The sequence below is a fragment of the Cellulosimicrobium sp. NPDC057862 genome, from assembly GCF_042797035.1.
Lineage (GTDB): Bacteria > Actinomycetota > Actinomycetes > Actinomycetales > Cellulomonadaceae > Cellulosimicrobium.
This window is the reverse complement of record NZ_JBHVMH010000002.1, coordinates 326,380-353,047: the sequence shown is the minus strand read 5'-3', so window position 1 is coordinate 353,047 and position 26,668 is coordinate 326,380. Positions and strand designations below refer to the sequence as shown.

Annotated in this window: 23 protein-coding genes; 15 read left to right on the top strand and 8 right to left on the bottom strand. The window is 75.5% G+C overall.

Annotated features, from left to right (window positions below; translation table 11 throughout):
• Entirely contained in the window at positions 1–1,491 is a 1,491-nt protein-coding gene (locus ACFVN3_RS04215) for an NAD-dependent malic enzyme (RefSeq protein ID WP_378230878.1), read from the bottom strand.
• 331 nt (positions 1,492–1,822) lie between these two features.
• Positions 1,823–2,638, bottom strand: a complete 816-nt coding sequence (locus ACFVN3_RS04210) for an HAD family hydrolase (RefSeq protein WP_378230876.1) — start codon at positions 2,636–2,638, stop codon at positions 1,823–1,825.
• Positions 2,639–2,782: 144 nt separating this feature from the next.
• Here ACFVN3_RS04210 and ACFVN3_RS04205 point away from each other — a divergent pair, with 144 nt between their 5' ends.
• The 8 genes from ACFVN3_RS04205 to ACFVN3_RS04170 all read left to right on the top strand — a co-directional run bounded on the left by ACFVN3_RS04205 (position 2,783) and on the right by ACFVN3_RS04170 (position 8,435).
• Positions 2,783–3,499 carry a pilus assembly protein FlpE gene (locus tag ACFVN3_RS04205; RefSeq protein ID WP_378230874.1) on the top strand — a complete coding sequence of 239 codons (717 nt, stop codon included), beginning with the start codon at positions 2,783–2,785 and terminating at the stop codon, positions 3,497–3,499.
• On the top strand, positions 3,496–4,776 hold the full coding sequence (locus ACFVN3_RS04200) for a TadA family conjugal transfer-associated ATPase (protein ID WP_378230872.1): 1,281 nt from the start codon (positions 3,496–3,498) through the stop codon (positions 4,774–4,776). Before ACFVN3_RS04205 ends, ACFVN3_RS04200 begins: the two co-directional genes overlap by 4 nt.
• Positions 4,777–4,783: 7 nt before the next feature.
• On the top strand, positions 4,784–5,434 hold the full coding sequence (locus tag ACFVN3_RS04195; RefSeq protein ID WP_378230870.1) for a hypothetical protein: 651 nt from the start codon (positions 4,784–4,786) through the stop codon (positions 5,432–5,434).
• Positions 5,431–6,051 (top strand): type II secretion system F family protein, encoded by a 621-nt coding sequence (locus tag ACFVN3_RS04190; RefSeq protein ID WP_378230868.1) that lies wholly within the window; start codon positions 5,431–5,433, stop codon positions 6,049–6,051. The genes ACFVN3_RS04195 and ACFVN3_RS04190 overlap by 4 nt, the downstream gene beginning before the upstream one ends.
• Positions 6,052–6,220: 169 nt before the next feature.
• Positions 6,221–7,027: an aminoglycoside 3'-phosphotransferase gene (locus tag ACFVN3_RS04185; protein ID WP_378230866.1), complete on the top strand. Its 807-nt coding sequence runs from the start codon at positions 6,221–6,223 to the stop codon at positions 7,025–7,027.
• Positions 7,028–7,293: 266 nt separating this feature from the next.
• The gene (locus ACFVN3_RS04180) at positions 7,294–7,500 is read left to right on the top strand and encodes a DUF4244 domain-containing protein (protein ID WP_378230864.1); all 207 of its coding nucleotides are present in this window, start codon (positions 7,294–7,296) and stop codon (positions 7,498–7,500) included.
• Between the two features lie 3 nt (positions 7,501–7,503).
• Positions 7,504–7,971, top strand: a complete 468-nt coding sequence (locus tag ACFVN3_RS04175) for a TadE family type IV pilus minor pilin (protein WP_378230862.1) — start codon at positions 7,504–7,506, stop codon at positions 7,969–7,971.
• Positions 7,968–8,435, top strand: coding sequence for an Rv3654c family TadE-like protein (locus tag ACFVN3_RS04170; RefSeq protein WP_378230860.1), 468 nt, complete (start codon positions 7,968–7,970; stop codon positions 8,433–8,435). The genes ACFVN3_RS04175 and ACFVN3_RS04170 overlap by 4 nt, the downstream gene beginning before the upstream one ends.
• 113 nt (positions 8,436–8,548) lie before the next feature.
• Here the strand turns inward: ACFVN3_RS04170 and ACFVN3_RS04165 are convergent, their stop codons facing one another.
• Positions 8,549–11,131 carry a DEAD/DEAH box helicase gene (locus ACFVN3_RS04165; RefSeq protein ID WP_378230858.1) on the bottom strand — a complete coding sequence of 861 codons (2,583 nt, stop codon included), beginning with the start codon at positions 11,129–11,131 and terminating at the stop codon, positions 8,549–8,551.
• 103 nt (positions 11,132–11,234) lie between these two features.
• On the opposite strand from ACFVN3_RS04165, the gene ACFVN3_RS04160 reads away from it, so the two are divergent.
• A complete protein-coding gene (locus ACFVN3_RS04160) occupies positions 11,235–11,894 on the top strand; it encodes an SRPBCC family protein (protein ID WP_378230856.1) in 660 nt (219 codons plus the stop codon).
• Between the two features lie 72 nt (positions 11,895–11,966).
• On the opposite strand, the gene ACFVN3_RS04155 is transcribed toward ACFVN3_RS04160, so the two are convergent.
• Positions 11,967–13,358: a M18 family aminopeptidase gene (locus ACFVN3_RS04155; protein WP_378230854.1), complete on the bottom strand. Its 1,392-nt coding sequence runs from the start codon at positions 13,356–13,358 to the stop codon at positions 11,967–11,969.
• Between the two features lie 79 nt (positions 13,359–13,437).
• On the opposite strand from ACFVN3_RS04155, the gene ACFVN3_RS04150 reads away from it, so the two are divergent.
• Positions 13,438–14,262, top strand: coding sequence for an alpha/beta fold hydrolase (locus ACFVN3_RS04150; protein WP_378230852.1), 825 nt, complete (start codon positions 13,438–13,440; stop codon positions 14,260–14,262).
• Here ACFVN3_RS04150 and ACFVN3_RS04145 read toward each other — a convergent pair.
• Positions 14,255–15,661: a hypothetical protein gene (locus ACFVN3_RS04145; RefSeq protein WP_378230850.1), complete on the bottom strand. Its 1,407-nt coding sequence runs from the start codon at positions 15,659–15,661 to the stop codon at positions 14,255–14,257. The two genes, ACFVN3_RS04150 and ACFVN3_RS04145, sit on opposite strands and share 8 nt — an antisense overlap.
• A complete protein-coding gene (locus tag ACFVN3_RS04140; protein ID WP_378230848.1) occupies positions 15,658–16,260 on the bottom strand; it encodes a sigma-70 family RNA polymerase sigma factor in 603 nt (200 codons plus the stop codon). The genes ACFVN3_RS04145 and ACFVN3_RS04140 overlap by 4 nt, the downstream gene beginning before the upstream one ends.
• A gap of 236 nt (positions 16,261–16,496) precedes the next feature.
• Here ACFVN3_RS04140 and ACFVN3_RS04135 point away from each other — a divergent pair, with 236 nt between their 5' ends.
• Positions 16,497–18,812 carry a sodium-translocating pyrophosphatase gene (locus ACFVN3_RS04135; protein ID WP_378230846.1) on the top strand — a complete coding sequence of 772 codons (2,316 nt, stop codon included), beginning with the start codon at positions 16,497–16,499 and terminating at the stop codon, positions 18,810–18,812.
• An 85-nt stretch (positions 18,813–18,897) separates the two neighbouring features.
• Here ACFVN3_RS04135 and ACFVN3_RS04130 read toward each other — a convergent pair whose 3' ends face one another.
• A complete protein-coding gene (locus ACFVN3_RS04130; protein ID WP_378230844.1) occupies positions 18,898–21,135 on the bottom strand; it encodes a glycoside hydrolase family 3 N-terminal domain-containing protein in 2,238 nt (745 codons plus the stop codon).
• A 136-nt stretch (positions 21,136–21,271) separates the two neighbouring features.
• The gene (locus ACFVN3_RS04125) at positions 21,272–21,955 is read right to left on the bottom strand and encodes a TetR/AcrR family transcriptional regulator (protein ID WP_378230842.1); all 684 of its coding nucleotides are present in this window, start codon (positions 21,953–21,955) and stop codon (positions 21,272–21,274) included.
• Positions 21,956–22,757: 802 nt separating this feature from the next.
• Here ACFVN3_RS04125 and ACFVN3_RS04120 point away from each other — a divergent pair.
• The 4 genes from ACFVN3_RS04120 (at position 22,758) to ACFVN3_RS04105 (ending at position 26,635) form a co-directional block, all read left to right on the top strand.
• A complete protein-coding gene (locus tag ACFVN3_RS04120; RefSeq protein WP_378230840.1) occupies positions 22,758–23,468 on the top strand; it encodes a DUF981 domain-containing protein in 711 nt (236 codons plus the stop codon).
• Positions 23,469–23,560: 92 nt separating this feature from the next.
• On the top strand, positions 23,561–24,184 hold the full coding sequence (locus tag ACFVN3_RS04115) for a hypothetical protein (protein ID WP_378230838.1): 624 nt from the start codon (positions 23,561–23,563) through the stop codon (positions 24,182–24,184).
• A 109-nt stretch (positions 24,185–24,293) separates the two neighbouring features.
• Positions 24,294–24,830, top strand: coding sequence for a hypothetical protein (locus ACFVN3_RS04110; protein ID WP_378230836.1), 537 nt, complete (start codon positions 24,294–24,296; stop codon positions 24,828–24,830).
• 104 nt (positions 24,831–24,934) lie between these two features.
• Complete coding sequence (locus tag ACFVN3_RS04105) at positions 24,935–26,635, top strand: SAM-dependent methyltransferase (protein ID WP_378230834.1); 1,701 nt, start codon at positions 24,935–24,937, stop codon at positions 26,633–26,635.
• Positions 26,636–26,668: the final 33 nt, after the last annotated feature.

Sequence of the window (26,668 nt, the reverse complement as noted above, 5' to 3'; positions counted from 1 at the left end):
TCAGGCCTCCGGGGTGGTGGTCGAGGTCGGCGAGACGGACGTGGGGACCGTCGCGGGTGCGACGCGCGGGAGCCCGCCGGTGAGCGCGGCGGGCTCGGCCTCGTCCGCGGCGCGCGCGGCCCGCTCGACGGCGGCGGCGACGAGAGTCGTCACCTCGGGGTTGAACACGCTCGGGATGATGTAGGTGGGGTTGAGCTGGTCCTCGTGGATCGCGGACGCGAGGGCGCGTGCCGCGGCGAGCAACATCCCGTCGGTGATGCGGTGCGACTGCGCGTCGAGGAGGCCGCGGAACACGCCGGGGAACGCGAGGACGTTGTTGATCTGGTTCGCGAAGTCGGAGCGCCCGGTGCCGACGATCGCCGCGTGCCGCGCCGCCTCGACCGGGTCGACCTCGGGGCGGGGGTTCGCCATCGCGAAGACGATCGCGCCGGGCGCCATGCGCGCGACGTCGTCGCCCGTGAGGACGTCCGGGGCGGAGACGCCGATGAACACGTCCGCGTCCACGACCGCCTCGCGCAGCGTCCCGGTGACGCGCCGCGGGTTCGTGTTGACCGCCGTCCACGCGAGCGACGGCGACAGGCCCGGCCGCGCGGGGTGGACGACGCCCTCGATGTCGGCGACGACGACGTCGTGCGCGCCCGCGGCGAGCAGCAGCTTGAGCACCGCGGTCCCGGCGGCACCGGCGCCCGACAGCACGATCCGCACGCCCGGCAGGTCCTTGCCCACGACCTTCAGCGCGTTCGTCAGCGCCGCGAGCGCGACGATCGCCGTGCCGTGCTGGTCGTCGTGGAACACGGGGATGTCGAGCTCGGCGCGCAGGCGTGCCTCGATCTCGAAGCAGCGCGGCGCCGAGATGTCCTCGAGGTTGATGCCCGCGAACACGGGCGCGATGGCCTTGACGGTGCGCACGATCTCGTCGACGTCGGTCGTGTCGAGCGCGATGGGGAACGCGTCGATGCCGGCGAACCGCTTGAACAGCGCCGCCTTGCCCTCCATGACGGGCAGCGAGGCGAGCGGGCCGATGTCGCCCAGCCCGAGCACGGCCGAGCCGTCGGTGACCACCGCGATCGTGTTGCGCTTGATCGTGAGGCGGCGCGCGTCGTCGGGCTTGGCCGCGATGGCCTCGCACACGCGCGCGACCCCGGGCGTGTAGATCATCGACAGGTCGTCGCGGTTGCGGATCGGCACCTTGGACTCGATCTGCAGCTTGCCGCCCAGGTGGAGCAGGAACGTGCGGTCCGAGACGCGGTCGACGACGACGCCCGGCAGCGCGCGCAGCGCCTCGACGATCTGCCCGGCGTGCTCCTCGCCGCGCGTCGCGACCGTGACGTCGACCGTGATGCGCTCGTGGCCCGACGCCGTGACGTCGAGGGCGGAGACGATCCCGCCCGTGTGCTCGATCGCCGTCGTCAGCTCGCTCACGGCGGTGGGGCGCGCCTCGACCTGGAGGCGGACGGTGATGGAGGAGGAGACACTCGGCGCTGACGTCATGGGCCCCAGTATCGCGCGGCGACCACGCGCCCGGCACGACGACGGCGCCCCCTCAGGAGCGCCGTCCCGCCAGCATCGTGGCGGCTATCAGGCGTGCAACCGTGTCCGCTGCAACGGTCCGGGGTGGCCGTCGTGGCCGGGTCCCGTCCGGTCAGCGAGTCCCTACGTGGACTTCCAGCGCGTGGGTACCGCCGCGATGCTGTTGTCTCTCCATCACAGCCCGGGCGGGAGGGGATCGCAACCCGTCGGCCCCGACTTCCACACCCTGTTCTACGACCGTTCGAACACGACGGTGCGGTTGGTCCAGGAGGTCCGGATCGGCCGTCCGCGCTCAGCCCCGGCGGCGCAGCGCGCGCCACACCAGCCAGGCCACGACGCCGAGCGCGACGACCCCCGCCGCGGCGAGGGCCGGCGTCGACCCGGCGAGGTGCGACCGCAGGGCGACGGGCTTCGAGAACGTCAGGGCGCCCCAGCCGTGCTCGGCGGCGAGCCGGCGCAGCGTCCGGTCGGGGTTGACGACGAACGCGTGCCCGACGGCGCCCAGCATGGGGGCGTCGGTCACGGAGTCGGAGTAGGCGTAGCTCGCCTCCAGGTCGTAACCCTCGCGCTCGGCGAGCTCGCGGAGGGCGACGGCCTTGTTCTCGCCGTACGCGTAGAAGTCGATCGCGCCCGTGTACCGGCCGTCCTCGACGGCCATGCGCGACGAGATCGCGTGGTCGGCGCCCAGCACCGCCGCGATGGGTTCGACGACCTCGCTCCCGGAGGCGGACACGATGACGACGTCGTGCCCGTGCTCGTGGTGCGACTCGATGAGCTCGACCGCCTCCGCGTAGACGACGGGGTCGATGTGCTCGTGCAGCGTCTCCTCGACGATGCGCGACACCGTGGCCACGTCCCACCCGGTCACGAGGCTCGACAGGTGCGCGCGCATGCGCTCGGTCTGGTCGGCGTCCGCGCCGCCGACCATGAACAGGAAGTGCGCGTACGCGCTGCGCAGCACGTCCCCGCGGTTGATGAGCCCGCCGGCGAAGAACGGCCGGGAGAACGCCGCGGCCGACGACGTCGCGATGATCGTCTTGTCCAGGTCGAAGAACGCGGCGACCCGGCCGGTGCGCGGCGGGTCCGTCGGGTCCGGGAGCGGGGTCACGGTCGCGAGCCTAGCCGCGGAACGTGGCCGTCCACAGGAGCGCTCGCCGGGGTGCCCGTCCACAGGTCGCGCGCGCGGCCCGACGATGCCTCGCCGGTCAGGGCAGGGTGGGCGCCGGTCGACGGGGCAGGGGAGGAGGACACGATGGGCGGTGCGGTCGTGGCGGTGATGGGAGCGCGGGGCGGGGCGGGGGCGAGCGTCGTCGCGGCCTCGCTCGCCCGCGCGGTGGCACGACGCCGCGCACCCACCTGCCTGGTCGACCTCGCGCTCGTGGGCGGTGGTCTCGACGTGCTCCTCGGGATCGAGCAGGACCCGGGGGTGCGCTGGCCGGACCTGGCCGACGCGCGCGGCCGGCTCGACGGCGAGGAACTCCTCGCGCGGCTGCCGCGGTGGGGCACGGTCCCGGTCGTCAGCACCGAGCGCGGCGGCGGCCCGGAGCCCGCGGCGCTCGCGGACGTCGTGGCGGGGCTCGCCGAGGTCACGTCCGCGCGGTCGGGGGTGCTCGTGCTCGACGTCGACCGTGCCGCGATCGGGTCCGGCGAGGTCGGCGCGGGGCTGCTCCGGGCGTGCGCCGAGGTGCTGGTCGTGACGCCGCTCGACGTGGCCGGGGTCGCGGGCGCCGCGGCGGTGCGCGACCGGGTCGCCGGTCCGGCGGCGCTCGTCCTGCGCAGGCCGGCTCCGGGGCGGTTGTCCGGCGGCGAGGTCGCGGACGCCGTCGGGCTCGAGGTCGCCGCGACGGTCGGCTGGGACCGGGCGCTCGCCGGGGCGATCGAGCGCGGCCAGGGTCCGTGCGTCGGCCGGGGGCCGGTCGTCCGCGCGGGTCGGGACCTCGCGGCGCGCTATGCGGGGAGCGACCGGTGAGCGGGCGCGACGCGGCCCCGGGGCGGACCGAGCGGGGGCGCGGCCCCCTGCTCGACGGTGTCCGGGACCGTCTCGTGCGGGCCGGCGCCGAGCCGGGAGCCGGCTCGGGGGCGGGACCCGACGACGCGGCCGTCGCCGACGCGCTGCGGGCGTCCGGGCGCGTGCTCGGTACCACCGCTCTGCGAGAGCTCACCCGCACCGCGCACGCGGAGATCTTCGGCGCCGGCCCGCTCCAGCGCTACCTCGACGAGCCGGGGGTGACCGACGTGCTCGTCAACGGGCCGGACGAGGTCTGGGTCGACCGTGGTGCCGGGCTCCAACGGGTCGCCGTCACGCTCGGCGGGCCGGAGGCCGTGCGGTCGCTGGCCGTGCGGCTCGCCGCCGCGGGCGGGCAACGCCTCGACGACGCCTCGCCCGTGGTCGACGCCCGGCTCCCCGACGGGACGCGACTCCATGCCGTGGTGGCACCCGTGTGCAGGCCCGGGGCCGTGATCTCGCTGCGCGTGCTGCGGACGCGGACGTTCCGGCTGGCCGACCTCGTCGCGTCCGGCACGGTCCCGGGTGCCTGGGAACCGGTCCTGCGCGGGCTCGTCGCGCGGCGCGCGAGCGTACTCGTGTCCGGCGGGACCGGGACCGGCAAGACGACGCTGCTCGCCGCGCTGCTCGCGCTCGTCCCGCCCGACGAGCGCATCGTCTGCGTGGAGGAGGCGCGCGAGCTCGACCCGCACCACCCGCACGTCGTCCCGCTCACCGCGCGGCGGGCGAACGTCGAGGGTGCCGGCGGGGTCGACCTCGCCGACCTCGTGCGCGCCGCCCTGCGGATGCGGCCCGACCGCATCGTGCTCGGTGAGTGCCGCGGGGCGGAGGTCCGCGAGGTGCTCATGGCTCTCAACACCGGTCACGAGGGCGGGCTGGCGACCATCCACGCCAACGACGTCGAGGTGATCCCCGCCCGGTTGGAGGCGTTGGCGGCGCTCGCGGGCATGGACCGCGCCGCCGTGGCGGCACAGGCGGTCGGCGGGCTCGACGTCGTGCTGCACCTGCGCCGCGTGCGCGTGGGCGGCACGACCCGGCGCGTGCTCGCCCAGGTCGGGGTCGTGCGGGGCGACGTCCGGACCGGGCTCCGGGTCGATGTCGCGGCCTCGTGGGACGGGGTGCCCGGCCTGCGCGGGGGTTCCTTCGACAGCGACGGTGAGGGCGACGACGGCAGCCCCGGCGGCACCGGGCCGGTCGCGGGCCCGGCATGGGACGAGCTCGTGGCGCGGTGGTGCACGTGAGGCCCGCATGACGGTCGTCGTGGGCGTGCTCGTCGGGGCCGCGGTCTGGTGCGTGGCAGCGCGCGGCGGGCGGCGGGCCGGCAGCGTCGTCGGCACCCCGTCGCCGCGGCCCGGGCGACCGGCGTTCCTGCGGCGTCGGTCCCGAGCGCGGGCGGTGCCGGAGCTGGTGCGCGTCGTCGTGACGCAGGTGGGCTCGCTCCTGCGGTCCGGTGCCGCGCCCGGGGTCGCGTGGGAGCGGGCGGTCGGGGTGCGGGTCGACGCCGCGGGCGTCCCGCGGGTCGCCGAGCTCGCGCCGCACGTGGGCGGGACGGCGACCGCGCAGGCCCTCGTGGCGGCGTGCCGGCTGGCGGTCGAGGTGGGCGCGCCGCTCGCCTCCGTGCTCGACGAGGTCGCGGCCTCGGTGGCGGCGGACGCGGAGGCGAGCGCGGAGCGCCGCGCGGCGCTGGCTGGGCCCCGGGCGACCGCGCGCGTGCTCCTGTGGCTCCCGGCGGTCGGTGTGCTGCTGGGCTACGTCCTCGGTGCCGACCCGCTCGGCACCGCGACCGATGGCGGCCTCGGGACGGCCGGGGTCCTGCTCGGGCTCCTGCTCCTGCTCGCGGGCCGCACCTGGTCCGCGCGGCTCGTCGAGCGGGCACGCAGCGCGGGGGAGGACCGGTGACCGCGCTCCTGGTGACGGCGTGGGCCCTGGCGGCGACCGCGCCGTGGTGGGCGGCGCGGGCGGGCGTCGCGCGGCGGGCCGCCGCGGTGTCGCGAGGCGCGGAGAGCGCCGCCGGCCCCGACGGGGCGTGGGGTGAGGGCGAGCGGGAGGCGCGGGGCGGAGGTCGGGGGCGCCCGGACGACGCCGACCGCCTCGAGACGGGCGTGCTCCTCGAGCTCCTCGCGGCGGCGGTCCGCTCCGGCGCGGCCGTCCCGCGCGCCCTGGACGTGGTCGGGTCGTGCGTCGGTGGTCGGGAGGGTGCCGGCCTGCGGGCCGCGGGCACCGCCCTCCTCCTCGGCGCGTCGTGGGACGCCGCCTGGGCGACGGCGCCACCGCGGCTCGCGGTCGTGCAGCGCGCGCTGCGTCCGGCCTGGCTGCACGGTGCCGCCCCCGCACCCGCGCTGCGGGCAGCAGCGCAGGCGTCGCGACAGGACCGGACCGCCGCGGCCAAGGCCGCCGCGGCGCGGCTCGCTGTGCACCTCGTGCTCCCGCTCGGCGCCTGCTTCCTCCCGGCGTTCGTGCTCGTCGGGCTCGTCCCCGTCCTCGTCTCGCTGGGGTCTGGTCTGCTGGGTGGTTAGTCGAGACTCCCGGACTCCCGGGCTACCGGGCTGCCTGCACTGGGACAAGCGCGTGGAGGACCGCGACCGGTGGTGCGCGACCCGTACCCGTGCCCGGTCCTTGCTCGTGCGGGGTGGAGCATGAGTGCCGTTCCTGCCGCGCCGACGGGCCGCTCGCTACGGTGGGTCCATGGATGCGACCGCCGTCGGCCCGACCGAGCCGGGAGCCCTCGCCCAGGGGCTCTGGGAGGAGGTCGGGAGCGGCGAGTCGTCCTCCCGGGTCTTCGTGAGCAAGGACGGTGCTCGGTACGCGAAGGTCGCGAGCGGCGACCAGGTGGCCGCGCTGGCCGGGGAGCGTGACCGTGTGCGGTGGGCCACCGACAGCGGGATCCGCGGGCCGCGGTTGCTGGGATGGGCGGACGCCCCCGACGGGGCGGTCCTGACGACCAGCGCGGTGGCGGGGACGCCCGCCGACCAGGTCCGTCCTGACCAGGTCCGCCGGGCGTGGGAGAACGTCGTCGCGGCGGTCGGGGCGCTCCACGACGTCTCCACCGGCGGCTGCCCGTTCGACCGAGGGCTGCGCACCATGTACGCGCTGGCGCAGGACGTGGTGGCGCAGGGCGCCGTGCGCCGGGAGTTCCTGCGCCCCGAGCAGGAGTCCCGGACGGGCCGCGACCTCCTCGCCGACCTCGCCGCCGAGCTTCCCCTGCGTCAGGAGCAGGAGGTGGCCGACCTGGTGGTCTGCCACGGCGACCTGTGCCTGCCCAACATCCTGCTCGACCCCGAGACGCTGGAGGTCTCCGGGTTCGTCGACCTCGGTCGCCTCGGCGTGGCCGACCGGCACGCCGACCTCTCGTTGCTGCTCGCGAGCGCGCAGGACACGTGGCCGGACGAGGCCCAGCACCTCCAGGACCAGCTCCAGCCGCTCTACGGGTCTCCGGTCGACGCGGACCGGCTCCGGTTCCACCTCTTCCTGGACCCCCTGACCTGGAACTGACGGCCCGCACGGAGCCAGGTTCCTCGGCGTTCCGAGCGGCGCGACCGGAGCCTCGGGTGCGCTCTCGTGCAGGAGCCTCGGCCCGCGCACGTGCCGGGTCCTCGGCAGGACGATTCCCCGGCGCGCGGGGACCGCAGCCGTCCACAGGTCCGTCGCGCGAGGGTCCCGTCCACCGGCGGCGCGGGGCAGGGTGCGGACCCGGTCGTCGACCCGCCACGGTGTCCTGGACCGCCCGCGGACGCGGGCCAGGAGAGGGGAGACCTGACATGCCAGGACAGGTTCGGCGCGTGCTCGCGCGCCTGACGGGGACGAGCACGGGACAGGACCGTGAGGCCGGTCTCGCGACCGCGGAGTACGCCATCGCGACCGTCGCGGCGGCAGGCTTCGCCGGGCTGCTCATCGTCGTGCTCAAGAGCGGCGAGGTGCGCGAGCTGCTGCTCGGCATCGTGCGCAGCGCGCTGTCGCTGGGCTGAGCCGTGCGACGGGACGCAGGCACGGGCACCGGTGCGTGGGGCAGGTCCCGGCCGTGGGTGCTCCGCTCGCGGGAGGTCTGCTCGCGCGAGATCCGTCCGCGCGAGGTCCGTACCCGCGGGGTCCGGTCGCGCGGCGACCGGGAGCGGGGTGCGGTCACGGCCGAGCTCGCCGTCGCGCTGCCGGCGGTCGTCCTCGTCCTCGTCGTCGTCCTCACCCTCGCCGCGGCGGCGGGCGCCCAGATGCGCTCCGCCGACGCGGCGCGGGCCGCCGCTCGCGCTGCGGCCATCGGCGAGGACGACGCCACCGTCCGGTCGACGGCGCTGCGGGTGGCGGGCGACGGCGCGACCGTCGGCGTCGTGCGTGGCGACCCGTGGGTCGAGGTCCGCGTCACGACGCCCGTCATCGGCGGGTGGCTCTCCTCCTCGCCCCTGCGCGCGAGCGGCGAGGCCGTCGCGTGGGTCGAGCCGTGACCCCGGAACCGGCTGTGGTCGGGGACGGCCCGGTCGCGCGAGCGCGGCGAGCTCGCAGCACTGGTCGCGGTGCGGACCCGGCCGGGATCGCGCGGCCCGACGACGCGCCCGACGCGGAGCGCGGCGCGGGGACGGTGCTCGTGCTCGGGATCGTCGCCGCCGTGCTCGTGCTCGCCCTCGGGCTGGCCGCGCTCGCGCACGCCCAGGCGGCCCGCGGGACGGCGCAGACGGGCGCGGACCTCGCGGCGCTCGCGGCCGCCACGGCTGCTCGGGACGGCTGGGACCCGTGCGGCCGCGCCCGTGAGGTCGCCGCCCGCAACGCGGTGGCGGTCACCGCATGCGCCGAGCAGGGCGGAGGGGTCGTGAGGGTCGACGTCGCCTCGACCGATGGCGTCACCGTCCTCGGTGTCGCGCTCGGCGGGGCGAGCGCCGCCGCACGCGCAGGCCCGGCGACCGCACGATGACCGCGGTGCTACCTCGCGCAACCACGGTTCGATCTCGCGCAACCTCGGTTCTGCCTCGCGCAACCACGGTTCTACGTCGCGGCACCCGGGTTCTCTCCCGCGAGGCCACGGTTCTACCTCGCGCGGTCAGGATTCTCGCTCGTGGAGTCGGGGCTGTCGTTCGTGTGGTCGAGATACTGACCCGCCGGGGCGTGGGCGAGGACCGCATCGAGGAGCCGGACGGCGGCGGCCTTCTCGAGCGGGGCGTTGTACGACCCGCACTTGGGGGACTGCACGCACGCGGGGCAGCCGTCGTGGCAGGGGCAGCGCGCGATCGCGTCGCGTGTCGCGCGGAGCCACGTCGCGCCGAGCTCGAACCCGCGCTCGGCGAAGCCGGCCCCGCCGGGGTAGGCGTCGTGCACGAACACGGTCGCCTCGCCGGTGTCGGCGTGCAGGGCGGTCGAGACGCCGCCGAGGTCCCAGCGGTCGCACGTCGCGAGGAGCGGCAGCAGGCCGATCGACGCGTGCTCGGCGGCGTGCAGCGCGCCGGGCAGCTCGTCGGCGTCGACCTCCGCCTCCTCGATCACCGACTGCGGGACGGTCCACCACACGGCCATCGTGGGGAGCGTCCGCTCGGGGAGATCGAGCGTCTCGGTGCCGAGCACCTGCAGGTCCGGGAGGCGGCGGCGCTGGAAGCTCACGACCTGCGAGCACACGTCGACCGGACCGTAACCCCAGCCGACGGGCCCCCACGACCGCTCGGCGACCTCGCGCCCCGCCGCGACGTCGCCGTCGGCGGGGTCGTCGACGATCGCGATGGACGTCGTGGAGCGCGACCACGTCCCGTGGTCGACGTCCTGGCGGCGCACGAGCGCGACGTGGTCGGCGAGGTCGAGGTGCTCGACGACATAGGTGCGCCCCTGGTGGACGTACACCGCGCCGTCGTGCACGGACCCGTCCGCGGAGGCGGCGTCGACCGTGCCGAGCAGCCGGCCCGTCCGGGCCTCGGCGACCCGCACGGGCGCGCCGCCCGAGCCACGCAGGTCGGTCATGCCCGAGGCGGGCTGCGCGTGGGTCCAGTACCAGCCGGACGCGCGACGGCGCAGCGCGCCCCGGGCGACGAGCACATCGAGCAGGCCGCGCACGGCGTCGGGGTCGCCGAACGCCGGGAGGTCCTCGGAGCGCAGCGGGTTCTCGGCCGCGGCCGCGCACAGGTGGGGCGCGAGCACGTACGGGTTCGCGGGGTCGAACACGGTCGCCTCGAGCGGGGCGTCGAACACGGCCTCGGGGTGGTGCACGAGGAACGTGTCGAGCGGGTCCTCCCGCGCGACGAACGCCACGAGGCCGTCCGCGCCCGCACGCCCGGCGCGGCCCGCCTGCTGCCACACCGACATGCGGGTCCCCGGCCACCCCGCGATGAGGACGGCGTCGAGGCCCGAGATGTCGACCCCGAGCTCGAGCGCGTTGGTCGTCGCGAGGCCCAGGACGTCACCGGTGCGCACAGCGTCCTCCAGCTCGCGCCGCTCCTCGGGCAGGTACCCGCCCCGGTAGGCGGCGACGCGCCGCACGAGCCGCGGGTCGACGACGCGCACGCTGTCCTGCGTCTGCACCGCGACCGACTCCGCCCCGCGGCGCGAGCGCGTGAACGCGAGCGTGCGCGCGCCCGCGATGACGAGGTCCGCGAGCAGGTCCGCTGCCTCGGCCGTCGCGCTGCGCCGCGGGTGCTCGGCCGCGGCGTCCACCGTCGTCGCGACGGTCGGGTCGTCGTCGTGGCTCTCGGCGGGTCCGTCGGGTCCGGCCGCGGTGGCCGCGTCGAAGCCCACGACGACGGGCGGCTCCCACAGCGCGAACGTCTTGCGACCCGCGGGCGAGGTGTCCTGCGCGACCGTCACGACGTCGTCGGGCTCGACCCCCACGAGGCGGGCCGCGCTGGTCGCGGGGTCGGCGGTCGTGGCCGACGCGACGACGAACGTCGGAGGACGGTCGCCCTCGCGCGCGTAGTGCGCGGCGAGCCGTCGCAGGCGTCTCAGGACGAGGGACACGTGCGCGCCGAACACCCCGCGGTAGGCGTGGCCCTCGTCGACGACGACGTACCGCAGGTCGCGCAGCAGCCTCGACCAGCCCCGGTGGTTCGGCAGGAGCGCGAAGTGCAGGAAGTCGGGGTTGGTCAGCACGACGTCGGCGTGCTCGCGGACCCAGCGCCGTTCGTCCTGACCGGTGTCGCCGTCGCACGTCGCGACCCGCACGTCGCGCGTCCCGGCCGCGTCGAGCAGCCGCTGGAGCCCCGAGAGCTGGTCGGCGGCGAGAGCCTTGGTGGGCGAGAGGTAGAGCACCGCGCCGCGGCGCGCGACCGACTCGATGCGGCCGGGGTCGAGGAGGCGCGCGGCGGCGTCGGCCCGGACCGAGGAGAGCGCGGGGAGCCAGAACGCGAGCGACTTGCCCGAGCCCGTCGAGGTGGCGAGCGCGACGTGCCGGCCCGACCACGCGGCGTCGGCCGCGACGACCTGGTGCTCCCACGGGAGGTCCACGCCGAGCGCGCGGTACCCGGCGACGAGCGACGTGTCGGCCCACTCCGGCCACTCGGCCTGTGTGCCCGCCCGCGCGGGCAGCTCGCGCACGTGCAGCAGCCGCTCGTCGCGCCGCCCGCCCGCGCGCAGCACGTCGAGCAGGGCCGCGCTCGTCGGTCGCAGCGAGGTGGGGGCGGGGGCGTGCGGCACGCCTCCGAGTCTCCCACCTCCGGCCCACCTGTCGGCCGAGGGCGGCCGTGCTCGGGACCTCCGGCCCTCGCGCCGGGCACGGCGCACGGCCGAGGATCGCATCATGGGAGCGGTGCGCGGGGTCCGGGTCGTGGCGACGACGGCGCTCGCCGTCGGGGCGCTCCTGCTCACCCGGCGCATGACCCAGACGTGGGGCACGTGGGAGGGCGAGCACGAGTGCGTGCTCCCGGGCGACGACCTCGTGCCCGACGCGGGTGCCGTCGTCGCGACGCGGGCGGTCACGGTCGACGCGCCGCCGTCGCAGGTCTGGCCGTGGCTGGTCCAGCTCGGCCAGGGCCGCGGGGGCTTCTACTCCTACGACGTGCTGGAGAACCTCGTCGGCCTGGGCATCCAGAGTGCCGACGCGATCGAGGAGCGCTGGCAGGGGTTGGCGGTCGGCGACGACGTCCACCTCGCCGACGAGGCCGCCCTGCGGGTCGCGCTCCTGGCACCGGGCTCGCACCTCGTGCTGCTCGGCGCCCCCGGTCCGGGGCAGCCGGACACGATGCCGTTCCGGTTCTCGTGGGCGTTCGTCGTCCGCCCGCTCCCGCCGGGCGAGGACGGCACGTCGCGGTCGCGCCTGCTGGTCCGCGAGCGCTACCTCCCGCTCGGCGCCGCAGGCCGCGCCGTCGTCGAGGCGGTCCAGCCGGTGAGCTTCCTCATGACGCAGAAGATGCTGCGCGGCGTCCGTGCCCGCGCCGAGCAGGCGGTAGCACCTCGTTGACCATGCGGATGTGCCTCGCCAGCGGCATGTGACGGGAGGTCACCGCATGCTCGGCGTGGCTGTGGTGGCGGGTCAGCCGCGGAAGATCTCGACCACCGCGCGGCAGAGGTACCACGGGTCGACGACGGCGGTGAGCTCGCGCGCGGAGTGCATCGAGAGGATCGGGACGCCGACGTCGACCGTGCGGATGCCCAGGCGGGTCGCGGTCAGCGGACCGATGGTCGAGCCGCACGGCACGGTGTTCTTGGACACGAACTCCTGGCTCGGCACCCCGGCGCGCGCGCACGCGCGGGCCCAGGCCGCCGCGCCGTGCGCGTCGGTCGTGTAGCGCTGGTTGGCGTTGATCTTGAGGATCGGGCCGCCGCCCGCGAGGGGGCGGTTCGCGGGGTCGTGACGCTCCGGGTAGTTGGGGTGGACCGAGTGGCCGACGTCGCTCGACACGCACAGCGACGCCGCGAGCTGGCGGTGCCGCTCCTCCTCCGTCGCGCCGAGGCCGGCCGCGATCCGGTCGAGCACGTCCGCGAGGAACGGGCCCGACGCCCCGGAGCGTGACTCCGAGCCGATCTCCTCGTGGTCGAACGCCGCGAGCACCGGGATCGCGTCGCCCTCGACGGGCCCGTCCGACGTCCCGGCGACCTCGAGGAGGGCGACGAGCCCCGCGTGCACGGAGAGCAGGTTGTCGAGCCGACCGGACGCGAGGAACGCGCCGTGCGCACCGAAGACGCGCGGCGACTGCGTGTCGGCGACGACGACGTCGTACCCCGCGACCGCGCTCGCGCGCACGCCGGCGTGGTGCGCGAGCTCCGCGAGCACGTCCCCGCCGCTCGTCCCGGGCGCCGCGCCCGCGGCGTCGGAGCCGGCCGGCCCGGACGCCGACGCGAGGCCCCACACGGGCTGCGTGTGCTGCTGCTTGTCGAGCGCGAGCCCGTCGTTCGCCGCGCGGTCGAGATGGATCGCGAGCTGCGGGATGCGCAGGAGCGGGCCGGTGCGCACGAGGTGCTCCTCGCCGTCGGCCGTGACGAGGCGCCCGGCGAGCTCGAGCTCACGGTCGAGCCACGAGTTGAGCAGCGGCCCGCCGTAGACCTCCACGCCCGCCTGCCACCAGCCCTCGCGGCCCACGCTCGGGCGTGGCTTGAGCTTGAACCCGGGCGAGTCGGTGTGCGCGCCGAGGACGGCGAACGGCGTCGTCGCGGTCGCGCCCGCGGGGACGGCCCAGGCGATCACGGCACCGTCGCGCACGACGACGTACCGCCCGCCCGTGTGCCCGTGGCCCCCGGCCGCCGACGGCCACGCCGCCGTCTCGTCGAGGCGCTCGAAGCCGACGGCCTCGAGACGGCGCGCGACCTCGTGGGCCGCGTGGTACGACGACGGGGACGCCTCGACGAACGTCGCGAGGTCGTTCGCGTGCGCGAGCGCGCGGTCGTGGAGGTTCGGGTCGGTCACGGGGGTGCTGGGCGTCGACACAGGCTCCACCCTACGCACGCCCAGGAGCGCTCCGTAGGGTGGTGGGGCCGGAGCGCAGCACGGGGAGAACGGAGTCCGCATGACCTGGGTCGTCCTGCCGGGCCTCGCCCTGACCCCCGAGGACTTCGCCCCGCTCGCGGGCGAGCTCCGCGACGCCGCAGGCACCGACGACGTCCGCGTCCTCGACGCGTGGCGCGTGCCCGTGACGGGACCGGTCGACGCGGTGCGCGGGGGGCTCGGCGTGGACGGGTCGGAGCCCGTCGACCTCGTCGGGCACTCCGTCGGTGGGCTCGCCGCGCTCGAGTGGGCGTTGCTCCACCCGGACGAGGTCCGCCGTCTCGTGCTCCTCGACCCGACGAGCCCGTGGGAGGCGCACCTCCCGGCGCTGCACACGGGGCGGGCCCTGGCCCGGGCGGGCACCGCGGCGGCGAGCGTGCTCGCAGCCGGGCTCGCCGTGACGGGACCGGAGCTGCGCCGCCTGGGCGTCCGGGTGGTCGCGCGTCGACCGGACCGCCTCTCGCACCACGCCTCCCGCGCCCGCTACGGATCCCGCGACGCGTGGACGACGCTCGCCCACCAGTGGTTCGCGAGCTGGGAGCAGGCACCGCGCGTGCGCGCCCTGCTCGACGGCGGTCGCGCCCTCCCGCCGTCCGTCGAGCCCTTGCTCGTCACCGGGCTCCGGGCGGGCGCGCGCTTCCTGCGCCAGCAGCGCGAGCTCTCCGACCGGCTCGCCGTCCCGCGCGTCGGTCTCGCGGGCGAGGGCCACCTGTTCCCGTTCACCCGGCCCGGTGTCGTCGCGCACCTCGCAGCAGGCGGCCCCAGCGTGGAGAGGGCCGGCCCGCGGCACGTCGCCGGCGTGCCGGCGTCTGACGGAGACCGGGCGGCTCCCGGTCCGGTCACGTGATCGTGAGGCGGACCGGGTCCGAGACGAGCCACCCCTTGTAGAGGTCGCCGCCGGCGTTCTCCGCCCCCCACGAGCCGTCGCGCTGCTGGAGGGCGTACGACGTGATCATCCAGGGGTGCACCGCCTGCAGGGTGTACTCGCCGGGCGGGAGCCTGTCCTCCGAGGGCAGCCCCCACTCGCAGGCCACGGTGGACGCGACGGCGTGGTCGAGGGACTCGGTCGCGCCCGGCGCGAGGACCGTGTACGACTCGGCGTCGGTGGCCGGTGCGGTCGAGGTGACGATCACCCCGTCCCGGGAGACGACGTACGCGCGGACCCAGCGGAAGTCGACCGTCTCGGTGCGCGCCGTGGACAGCCCGACGAGCCGAACGGGCAGGGTGCTCTCCGTGCCGGTCGTCACCGAGAGGGCCTCCGGGGTCTCGAGCCGAGCGAGCAGCTCGTCGCCGGTCGGGGTGGGTGCGGGCATCCCGCACTGGAGATCCTCGTACGACGGCGCGGCGGGGAAGGCGGTGGTCGGCCCGGCGAACGCCCCGGGGACGGGGTCGGGCGCCGCGGGCGGCTCGGTCACCTCCTCCTCGGGCGCAGCGGCGACCGTGAACGGCACCGTGGGCGAGACGAGCCATCCGTCGAACAGCGGAGCACCTGAGGCGGGGCTCGTGACCGGCGCGCCCGGCGTCCCGTCCCGCTCGAGCGCGTACGACGACACGACCCACGGCACCACCATCGCCAGGCCGTACTCGCCTGGGGCCAGGGCCGCCGTGCCGCCGCCACCGTCGGGAGCGCACGCGTGCGCGGGATCGACGGCGACCGCGGTCCCGAGCGTCTCCGCCGGCGTGAGCGAGATCGTCCGGGTGCCGTCGTGGGCGGGCTGGGCGGAGGCGACGACGACACCGTCGTGCACGACGACGTACCCAGCGGTCGCCGCGGGGTCGAGGACGCTCACGCGCGCCGCGCCGTCGACGCTCACGCGGCCCGCGACCTCGGCGACTTCCGGGGACCTGACCGAGACCTCGGCCGGGTCGACCGAGGCCGTCGCGAGCAGGTGGGCGTCCGTCGCCGCGGGTGCAGGTGCGCCGCAGCGGAGCGCGTCGGTCGTGACGGGCGAGGGGAACGCGGCCCGGTGCGTGGGTGCCGGGTAGGGCGTCGAGGTCGGCGCGGGTGCGGGCAGCACGGGTCGGGGGTCGTCCGCGAGCACGGCGCTCGCCCCCACGCCGACCGCGCCGACGACGAGCGCGGTCGCCGCGCCGACGAGCAGGGCACGGCGACGGCGCGCGTGACGCACGCCGTCGCGGACGAGCCCGGCCGACGTCGCGTCGTTCGCCCGCGGCGTGACCTCGTCGGCGACCGAGCGCAGCAACAGGTCGAGATCGAGGGGGCCGGGGGTCGTGGGGCGGTTCATCGCGCACCTCGCTGGGTCGTCGGGGCTGACGGGGTCGGCGGTGCGGCGGACGGTGCGGGTGACCGTGCGGGCGGCGTCGGCGCCACCGGCAGGTCGTCCTCCTCGTCCACGCGGAGCGGCCCCAGCCGCGCCGCGAGCTTCCCGTTCGCGTCGCTCAGGTACCGCTTGACGGTGCCCTCGCTCAACGAGAGCCGTTCCGCGACGTCGTGGACCGTGAGGTCGGAGAAGTAGCGCAGGACGACGCACGCGCGCTCGCGGGGCGCGAGCGCGCCGAGCGCCTCGACGACGTCGACGCGCGCCTCGACGACCGTCTCGACGCGGTCGGTCGGGGCGGGCGGGGCGAGCAGGTGCCGGACGCCGTCCCACCGACGACGACGCCGGGTGCCGTCGAGGAACCCCGTGAGGACCGCGCGCCGGACGTAGCTCTCGGCGAGCGCGAAGTCGGTCGCGGCACGGCCCCGTCGGAACGTCCGGAACAGGGCGTCCTGCACGAGGTCCTCCGCCTCCGTGACGTCCCCGGTCAGGAGGTAGGCGTAGCCGACGAGGGCACGGCGCCGCGTGCGGACGATCTCGTCCAGCACCTCTTCCCATCGCGCCATCGCGACCGCCTCCTCGGGGCCTGGAACCACTCTTGCCCTTCTCAACGCCCGGGTCGAGGCGTTGGTTGGGGCGGGGTCGGAGATCGCTCCTCAGACGGTTCGACGGCGGGTGGCGCGGCCGCGTTTGTGACGTCCTGCACGAGTGGTCGTGACGTGCGCCACACGTGCGTAGACTCACCCCCATCGCTCCGGCAGGGGACCGGCGCGACGGTCGCGCGGTTCGTCAAGGAGGACGGATGCTCACGCTCGGTTCGGAAAGTCTCACCATCGTCGCCGTCATCGCGGTGATCGCGCTCGTGGCGCTGGTCTTCGCGTTCGTCCTGCGCAGACAGGTCCTCGCCGCGGACGACGGCACGGCGAAGATGCAGGACATCGCCCAGGCGGTGCAGGAGGGCGCCGGGGCGTACCTGAGCCGCCAGTTCCGCACGCTCGCCCTGTTCGCGGTGATCGTGTTCGGCCTGCTGTTCCTGCTGCCGGGCGACGGCGGGATCCGCGTGGGGCGCTCGGTCGCGTTCCTCGTCGGCGCCGGGTTCTCGGCGGCGATCGGTTACCTCGGCATGTGGCTCGCGGTGCGGGCCAACGTGCGCGTCGCGTCGGCCGCGACCCGGCCGGGCGGGCGCACCGAGGGCGCGCGCATCGCGTTCCGGACGGGCGGCGTCGTCGGCATGTCGGTCGTCGGCCTCGGCCTGCTCGGCGCGGCGGGGGTCGTGCTCGTCTACAAGGGCGACGCCCCGGCCGTGCTCGAGGGCTTCGGCTTCGGCGCCGCGCTGCTCGCGATGTTCATGCGCGTCGGCGGCGGCATCTTCACCAAGGCCGCCGACGTCGGCGCGGACCTGGTCGGCAAGGTCGAGCAGGGCATCCCCGAGGACGACCCGCGCAACGCGGCGACGATCGCGGACAACGTGGGCGACAACGTCGGCGACTGCGCGGGCATGGCCGCCGACCTGTTCGAGTCGTACGCGGTGACGCTCGTCGCAGCGCTCATCCTCGGCAAGGCCGCGATGGGCGAGGAGGGTCTCGTCTTCCCCCTGATCGTCACCGCGCTCGGCGCGCTCGTCGCGGTGCTCGGCGTCTTCATCACGCGCGTGCGCGGCCAGGAGAACGGGCTCAAGGCCATCTACCGCGGCTTCTACCTCTCCGCGCTCATCGGCGCGGTGCTCGCCGCGGTCGCCGCGTTCGTCTACCTGCCGTCGTCGTTCTCGGCGCTCGACGGCACCGCGGACCTCGGCGACCTGTCGGGCCTCGCGGCCGACCCGCGCGTCGTCGCGAGCCTCGCGGTCGTCATCGGCATCGTCCTCGCGGGCATCATCCTGTGGATCACGGGCTACTTCACGGGCACGACGTCGAAGCCGACGCTGCACGTGGCGGCCACCTCGCGCACGGGCGCGGCGACCGTCGTCCTGTCCGGCATCGGCGTCGGGTTCGAGTCCGCGGTGTACACGGCGGGCGTCATCGCGGCCGCGATCTGCGGCCTGTTCCTCCTCGCGGGCGGCTCGGTGTGGCTCGCGCTGTTCCTCGTGGCGCTCGCCGGGTGCGGCCTGCTCACGACGGTCGGCGTCATCGTCGCGATGGACACGTTCGGCCCGGTCTCGGACAACGCACAGGGCATCTACGAGATGTCGGTCGGCGAGTCCGGCGACGGCGACGCGGAGGCGGCCCAGATCCTCACGGACCTCGACGCGGTGGGCAACACGACGAAGGCCATCACCAAGGGCATCGCGATCACGACGGCGGTCCTCGCCGCGACCGCCCTGTTCGGGTCGTACGCCGACGCGGTGAGCCACGCCCTCGCCGACGTCGAGGCGGTCGGCAGCGGCCTCGTCACCGCCATGCTCGACTACCAGATCATCTCGCCGATCACGCTCGTGGGCCTGATCCTCGGTGCCGCGACGGTCTTCCTGTTCTCCGGCCTCGCGATCGACGCCGTGACGCGGGCTGCCGGGGCGATCGTCTTCGAGGTGCGCCGCCAGTTCCGCGAGCACCCCGGGATCATGACGTTCAAGGAGCGCCCGGAGTACGGGAAGGTCGTGGACATCTGCACGCGCGACTCGCTGCGCGAGCTCGCGACGCCGGGCCTGCTCGCCGCGTTCGCGCCCATCGCCGTCGGCTTCGGCCTGGGCGTCGGCCCGCTGGCCGGGTTCCTCGCCGGGGCGATCGGCGCGGGCGTGCTCATGGCCGTGTTCCTCGCCAACTCGGGCGGCGCGTGGGACAACGCGAAGAAGATCGTCGAGGACGGCGCGTACGGGGGCAAGGGCTCCGAGGCGCACGCGGCGACCGTCATCGGCGACACCGTCGGCGACCCGTTCAAGGACACGGCAGGCCCGGCGATCAACCCGCTCATCAAGGTCATGAACCTCGTGTCGGTCCTCATCGCCCCCGCGGTGGTGCTCATGAGCGTGCCGGAGGACGCGAACCACGCGCTGCGCATCGGCATCGCCGTGGTCGCGGCGGCGATCGCGTTCGGCGCGGTCATCATGTCGCGGCTCCGGGCGGCGCGCGTCGACCGCGAGCAGTCCACGGTCGAGCCGGAGCGCGTCGCGACCGGCGCCTGACCGCCCGACCAGCACGTACGAGGACGCCCGGGCCGTGCGCGGCCCGGGCGTCGTCGTATCCCGGTCCCCGCGGACCGGGCCTGTCTCAGCCCTTGACGGTGAACGGCGCGCGCAGGAGCGCGTCCTCGCGGGACGACGGGCCGACGCGGAGCTCGAACTCGCCGGGCTCGACGACCCGACGGCCCTGGGCGTCGACGAGCGTGCAGTCCGCGACGGGCACCTCGAGGTCGACCGTCACCTGCTCTCCCGGCGCGAGCGCGACCTTGCGGTACGCCTTGAGCTCCTTCTCGGCCCACGTCACGGACGTGACCGTGTCGCTCACGTAGACCTGCACGGTCTCCCGGACGGGCCGCGTGCCGGTGTTGGTCAGCGTGACCTGGGCACGGACGACGTCGTCGGGGCCGTGCACCGAGCCCAGGACGCGCAGGTCCGCGTAGTCGACCGTCGTGTAGCTCAGGCCCTCGCCGAAGGCGAACGCGGGGCTCTGCGTGAGGTCGGCGTACCGGTCGCCGTGCTGGCCGCGGACCACGTTGTAGTACGTGGGCTGCTGGCCGGCGTGGCGGGCGAACGAGATCGGGAGCCGCCCCTCGGGCTCGATCTGCCCGAGCACGAGCTCGGCGACGGCCTGGCCGCCGCGCATGCCCGGGTTCGCGGCCCAGACGATCGCGGCCGCCGCGTGCGCCGACGGCGGCAGGACGAGCGGCTTGGACGCGACGACCACGACCACGACGGGCGTGCCGGTCGCGACGAGCGCGTCGAGCAGGGCGACCTGGCCGCCGACGAGCTCGAGGGTCGCGGTCGACTTGCCCTCGCCGACGAGCTCGATCCGGTCGCCGACGACGGCGACGACGAGGTCCGCGTCGCGCGCCGCGGCCACGGCCTCGGCGATCAGCGCGGCGTCGGGCTCGGCGGGGACGACGACCTGCGGGCGCGGCTGGCCGTCGGGGAACAGCTCGCCCTCGGGGTCGGGCTCGAGCGTGAGGATGTCGGCGCCGCGCGCGTGCGTGACGGTCCAGCCCGCGGGGACGAGGGCGCGGAAGCCGTCGAGGACGGTCGCGGTCATCTCGCGCGGGTGGCCGTCGGGCAGCCAGTCGGCCTGGCCCGACGCGCCGGCCCAGTCGCCGAGCTGCGTGTGGTCGTCGTCCGCGTTGGGCCCGACGACGGCGACCGTGCGCCCGCCCGTGAAGGGGAGCGTGCCGTCGTTCGCGAGCAGGACGAGGGAGCGCCGCGCGACCTCGAGGTTGACGGCGGTGTGCTCCGCCGAGGCGATGACGGCCTCCTGGCGTGCCACGTCGGGGCGCCGCGGGTCCTCGAAGAGGCCGAGCCGGAACTTGAGCGTGAGGATGCGGCGCACGGCCGCATCGATCGCGGTCTCCTCGACGAGGCCGCGGGCGACCGCCTCGAGCGCGCCCTCGAAGAACTTCGGCGTGGTCATGATCATGTCGTTCCCCGCGCGCACGGCGGCGGCGGAGGCGTGCACGTAGTCGGGCTGGATGTGCTGCTCCCAGACCATGCGGCCCACGTTGTCCCAGTCGGTGACGAGCGTGCCTGTGTAGCCCCACTCGCCGCGCAGGACGTCGTCGAGCAGCCAGCCGTTGACGGTGACGGGGACGCCGTCCATGGACTGGTAGCCGAGCATGAACGTCGCGCAGCCCTCGCGGGCGACGCGCTCGAACGGGGGCAGGAACCAGGAGCGGAGCTTGCGCGGCGAGATGTCGGCCTCGCTCGCGTCGCGGCCGCCCTGCGTCTCGGAGTAGCCGGCGAAGTGCTTGGCGGTCGCGAGGATTCCGGTCGGGTCCGCGAGGCCGTCGCCCTGGTACCCGCGGACCATCGCCGACGCGAGCTCGCCGATGAGGTACGGGTCCTCGCCGAACGTCTCGTCGACGCGCCCCCAGCGCAGGTCGCGCGCGATGCACAGCACGGGGGAGAACGTCCAGTGGATGCCGGTCGCGGCGACCTCGACCGCCGTGGCGCGGGCGACCTGCTCGACGAGCTCGGGATCCCACGTGGCGGCCATGCCGAGCTGCGTGGGGAAGATCGTCGCGCCGACCCAGAAGGAATGGCCGTGGATGCAGTCCTCGGCGACGAGCAGGGGGATGCCGAGGCGGGTCTGCCCCGTGAGCGCGTGGGCCTCGACCACGTTCTGCGGGGACGTGTGCAGCAGCGACCCCGCGTGCTTGTCCAGGACCGCCGGCCCGACGCCGTCGCGCGCGTCGAGCTGGAGCATCTGCCCGACCTTCTCGGGGAGCGTCATCCGCGCGAGGAGGTCCTCGACGCGGTCGGCCACGGGCAGAGCGGGGTCGAGGTAGGGGAGGGTGCTCACGGACGGTCCTTCCACGGCGACGGCGACGGTTGCCCGGGGCGGTGCGTGTCGGGCGGGTCGCCACCGACGCGCTCGGGAGCCCGGGCGTCGCCACTCTACCGGTAAAACTGAATAACCGGTAAGTAAGTTTGAAGCGTCAGTGCCAGTGGTCCAGGAAGCGCGCGACCGTCTCCGTCGCATGGTCCAGCACGCGGCCGTCCTCCGCCGCCGCCGCAGAGAGCAGCGCCGCGTCGACCACGTGCGCCACCAGGTCGACGTCCGTCACGTGCGCGTGCCCCGACGCGTCCAGCACGGTCCGCGCCGCGGCGAGCAGGCGCGGCCGCGACGCGCGCATGATCGGCCGCAGCGCCGGGTCGCGCATCGCCGTGAGCATCGGGTCCAGCCGCACGTCGACCACCGTGTCGTCCACGTGCGGCGCGTACAACGTCTCGATCAGCTCGCGCGCCGTCGCCGCGCTCGAACGAGGCTCCCGTGACAGCGCGTCCGCCCGCGCCTGCGCCGCCGTCGCGCGGACGTCCTCGGCGGCCTCGACCGCCGTCGAGACCAGCGACGCGCTCGTCGGGAAGTAGTACGACGCCGAGCCCTGCGGCACACCCGCCGCGCGCGCCACCTGGCGATGGGTCACGGCACCGAAGCCCTCCTCGATGAGCAGGTGCGCCGCGGCCTCGACCATCGCGCGCTGCCGCTGCGCGCTGCGCCCCTGCACCGTGGCCCGCGCGCCGTGCGCCGGGTCGTGGAGCGCCCCGCGCGTCGTCCCGGCTCCGGCGCTCTCTCCGTCGCGCCGCTCTGCCCGGTCGATGGTGCCCGCTCCGTCGTCCACGGGGCCATCGTAGTGACGCCGACACCGCCCGCTCGGGGTCGACGACGGTGAACCCTGGTCGGACGAGAGAGAACCCTGGCTGGCCGAGGTAGAGCCCGTGGTCGCGCGAGGTAGAGCCCTGGTTGCGCGAGGTAGAGCCCTGGTCGCACGAGGTAGAGCTGTGGTTCTTGTGCTCGACGGTGTGTGGCTGGGTGGGGTGGTCGGGGTGGGTGGTGGTGCCGCGTCTACCGTCCGCCGCTCGTTCCTCGCGGCTCCCGTGTTCTCGGTCGGGATCGTCCTGCGTTCGCAAGCTCACTCCGGACGATCCCTCGTTCCAGGCCCGCCACGACGCGGCACCACCACCCACCCCGCCCTGCTCCGTCTCGCCCTGGTCGTCGCGCACCCCGAGCGACTGCCCGCGGCGTCGATTCGTCCGTCGCAGTGCCGTGAGATGCCTCGCGCGGGACAGCGCGGGTCGACCGATCATCCGGCCGCGACGGGCGACCCCGCTGCCGGGCGCGACCACGGTTCTACCTCGTGCGACCAGGGCTCTACGTCGCGCGACCACGGTTCTACCTCGTGCAATCTCGGTCCTGCTTCGCGCGATGAGGGTTCTACCTCGGACGGCCCACAGCTCTGCTTCGCGGCTGCGGTTCTCTCCCAGGGGGGCGGGTCGGACGCGTCGTCGAGCAGCAGCGCGATTCCGCCCCGGCAGCGTGAACGGAGCTGGCGCAGCGGGCGGGGGAATAACCTATACGCGCGTATGGTTATTGCCCTCGAGTCGTGAGTGCGGCTCGTGGGAACGAACGAGGAGTGGACAGAGATGGTCGCCGCCGAGGGGCTCGTCATCGACTGGGCGCAGATGCCCACCTACAACACCGTGATGTCCGTCGCCGTCGGCGCCGGGCTGATCCTGCTCGTCATGCTCGGCCGTGAGCTGCTGCGGTCGCCGGGGAAGGTCGTCGTCGAGGGGTGGTCGCTCGCGTTCGGCGTGCTGGGCTCGATCCTCACGGCGACGGGGCTGCACATGACGCTCACGTGGCCGCTCGCCGCGGGTGGCTTCCCGTTCGACAACATCATCTTCGGCGAGACGAGCCTCGCGTTCGGCGTGCTGCTGCTCGCGGCGGCGTTCTACCTGTGGACGCGCGGCCGGACCGCGCTGGAGCGCGCCGACGCGACCGAGCACCTTCAGGCGGTCGCCCGCCCGGTCTCGGTGTTCGTGCTCGGCATGGGCCTCGGGCTCGTCGCCATCGCGATCGCCGGCGTTTCGTACCAGCTCTTCGCCGCGCCGCCGGAGGAGCCCATCTCGGGTGCGTTCGCCGCCTACCCGCTCGTCGAGGCGATCTTCATGTCCGGGCTCATCGCGCTCGTCGGCGTCGGGGCGATCCTCTTCCCGTTCGCGGTGCGCTCAGGTCGCCGCGCCGTGCGAACCGTCATCGGGTGGGCCTGGGGGCTGTCCGGGGTGGCGTTCCTGCTGTTCGGCGCCATGAACTTCTTCACCCACATCGGGCTCATCGTCAACACGATGGGCTGACGACGGCCGACGGTGAGCGGTAGGTCAGGACCCCGCGGGCCGGGACGGCTCGCGGGGTTCGCTTCGCGCGCGCGAGGCGTCATCATAGGGCCATGCAATCACCGGTGCGCGTCGTGGCACACGCCGCCGTCCTCGCCGTCGTCGCCGGGCTGTGCCTCGCCGTCGTCGCGAGCGGTGCGTTCGACGTCGTGTCGCTGCCGGACGCGGCACCCGCCGCCGCGCCCTCCCCGCCCGCCGCGCCGGAGGGCGACGACGCCGCCCCGGTGGACGGCGGCGGCGGTGCCGACTCCCCGGGGACGGTGCCCGACGACGGGGTGACCGAGCCGGGAGACGGGGACGACGGCGCGACGTCGGACCCCGCCGCACCGACCGCTGTCGTCGACCCGGTCTGCCGGGACGCGGAGGTCGCGTGGGGGGCCGCGGCCAAGGCGCAGGTCAACCTCACCGTCGAGCACCCCGAGGCCCTCGTCGACGGGTTCACGACCGCGCGCGACACGCTCGCGGGGGCCACGCCGCCGGAGGAGATCGCCCGGGACTGGGCCGTCGTGACGACCTATCTCACGATGATCGCCGACGAGGTGGAGGCGACCGGCGCGCGCGACACGGGCGAGCTGTCGCGCGCGATCGACCGCGTCGGGCGACGCATCGACACGGGCGCGCTCACGACGTCGTCACAGGCCGTCACGGACTACTTCCGGGCAGGCTGCGCGCACTGACCGGGGCCTCGCCGGACTTTCACCCGGTGGCGCTCGCCACATGGGGAGGGGTCCCCACCTCGGCGGTTTGGGGGCGCGCGGGGCGCCCGCATGGGAAACCATGGGTCTCATGCGCAACCGACTGACGATCACCAAGAGCACGACCGCCCTCGCGACGAGCGCCCTGCTGGTGCTCGGCCTGGCCGCCTGCAGCGGCTCGGGCGACGACGCGAGCACCGACTCCGAGACCACCGCGTCGGAGGAGACGACCCCGGCCGAGGACGAGGCCAGCGACACCACCGAGTCGGAGGAGCCCACGGAGGAGGAGTCCGGCGACACCGAGGCGTCGGGCGACTTCTGCACCGCGTACGAGACCCTCATCGACGCCCAGAGCTCGCTCGGGTCGATCGACACGAGCGACCCGGCCGCTGCCGTGACGGAGTTCGAGACGTTCACCGCATCGCTCGAGGCCGCCGAGGCTCCCGCCGAGATCAGCGCCGACTGGGACAACGTGACCGGCGTCTTCCGCCAGCTCACCGACACCCTCAAGACCGCGGTCGAGGACCCGGCCAGCGCCGACATGTCCGCCATCACGTCGGCCATGACCGACGAGACGTTCCAGACCTCCGCGCAGAACGTCGCGGTGTACGGCACGCAGAACTGCTGACCGACCCTTCTCCCACCCGGACCCCGGCCCGCCTCGGCGCGCCGGGGTCCGGTGCGTCCGGGGTCGGAACGGCCCTCCCCGGACGGATCCGCCAGGATGGACCCATGCCTCCCGCCGACGCCGCCCCTGCCTCCGCCACGCCCGCCGCGCCGGACGCCGTCGTGAGCCCGCCCCCACCCGGCGCGGGCCTGGCGCCGGCGGAGCTCGCGACGGCCGCGGCGAGGCTGCGCGAGGACCTCGCGGCGGCGGGCTTCACGGTCGACGGCGTCGAGCGCGTGCTCGGCCCCGTCGCGTCCGCCGCGCTGCACCGCGAGCAGGCCGTGCCCGCGCGGCGCGCGCTGCGGGGCCGCGATTCCGACCCCGCGGCCGCCCTGGCCGCGCTGTTCCTCCTGGGCGACGACGTCCCGCGCGCCGCGCTCGACGCGGCGCTCGGGCGCACGGGGGTCGACGGCGCGCGGCGGCTCGGCCTGGTCGAGGCCGCGGGCGCGGCAGACGACGACGCCGTGCGCGCCGTCGTGGACCTGCGGCCGTACGCGTCGTCGGACGCGGCGGGCCCGGTGACGTGGTGGCTGTCCTCGGACCTGGGCGAGCTCGCGACGGGGGGCCGGCTCGCCCCGGACCACGTGCTCGGCGCGGGCGGGGCGTCCCTGACGCTCGCGCAGGTGACGGTCCGCACCCCGGTCGGGCGCGTGCTCGACCTCGGGACGGGCTGCGGGATCCAGGCCCTGCACGCCGCGCGGCACGCGCGGTCGGTGGTCGGCACCGACATCTCGCGTCGCGCCCTGGGCTTCACAGCGTTCAACACGGCGTTCAACACAGCGTTCAACACGGCGTTCGACGCGGCGACCAGCACGGTGCCCGACGCGGGGCTGGCGGGGTCCGGAGCACCGATCGAGCTCCGGGCGGGGTCGATGCTCGAGCCCGTGGCGGGCGAGCGGTTCGACCTGGTCGTGTCGAACCCGCCGTTCGTCATCACCCCGCGCGGCGGGGGAGACGGGGCGGACGCGCTGCCCGAGTACGAGTACCGCGACGGCGGCCGCGCGGGCGACGACGTGGTGCGCGACCTCGTGACGGGCGTCGGCGCGGTGCTCGCTCCGGGAGGCGTGGCCCAGCTCCTCGGCAACTGGGAGCACCGGCGCGGCGTCCCGTGGGACGAGCGCGTCGGGGCGTGGCTCGACGCGGCGGGGCTGGACGGCTGGGTGGTCCAGCGCGAGGTGCAGGATCCGGCCGAGTACGCGGAGACGTGGATCCGCGACGGCGGGACGACCCCGGAGCGGGAGCCCGCGGCCTGGGCCGCCGCCTACGACGCGTGGCTCGACGACTTCGCGGCCCGCGACGTGGAGGCCGTCGGGTTCGGGATCGTGACGCTGCGGCGCCCGCTCGACGGCGCGCGCCCCACCCTGCGCAGGCTCGAGGAACGCACCGGTCCGGTCCGCCAGCCGCTCGGGGGGCACCTCGCGGCAGCGCTCACGGCGCACGACTGGCTCACGGCCCGCGACGACGCCGCGCTCGCGGGCGCGCGTCTCGCCGTCGCGCCCGACGTGACCGAGGAGAGGTTCCACACGCCGGGCGCACCCGACCCCACGGTCGTCCTGCTGCGTCAGGGCGACGGGTTCGGGCGGGCGGTCCAGGCGTCGACGGGGCTCGCCGCGCTCGTCGGGGCGAGCGACGGCGAGCTCACGGTCGGGCAGCTCGTCGGGGCGATCGCCGCGCTCTTCGAGGTGCCGGCGGACGACCTCGCGGGCGAGCTGCTGCCGACCGTGCGCGGGCTCGTGCGCGACGGCTTCCTGGTACCGGTCGGCTGAGAGCCGTGGCGCCGGCGCCGGCGCCGTGCCGCG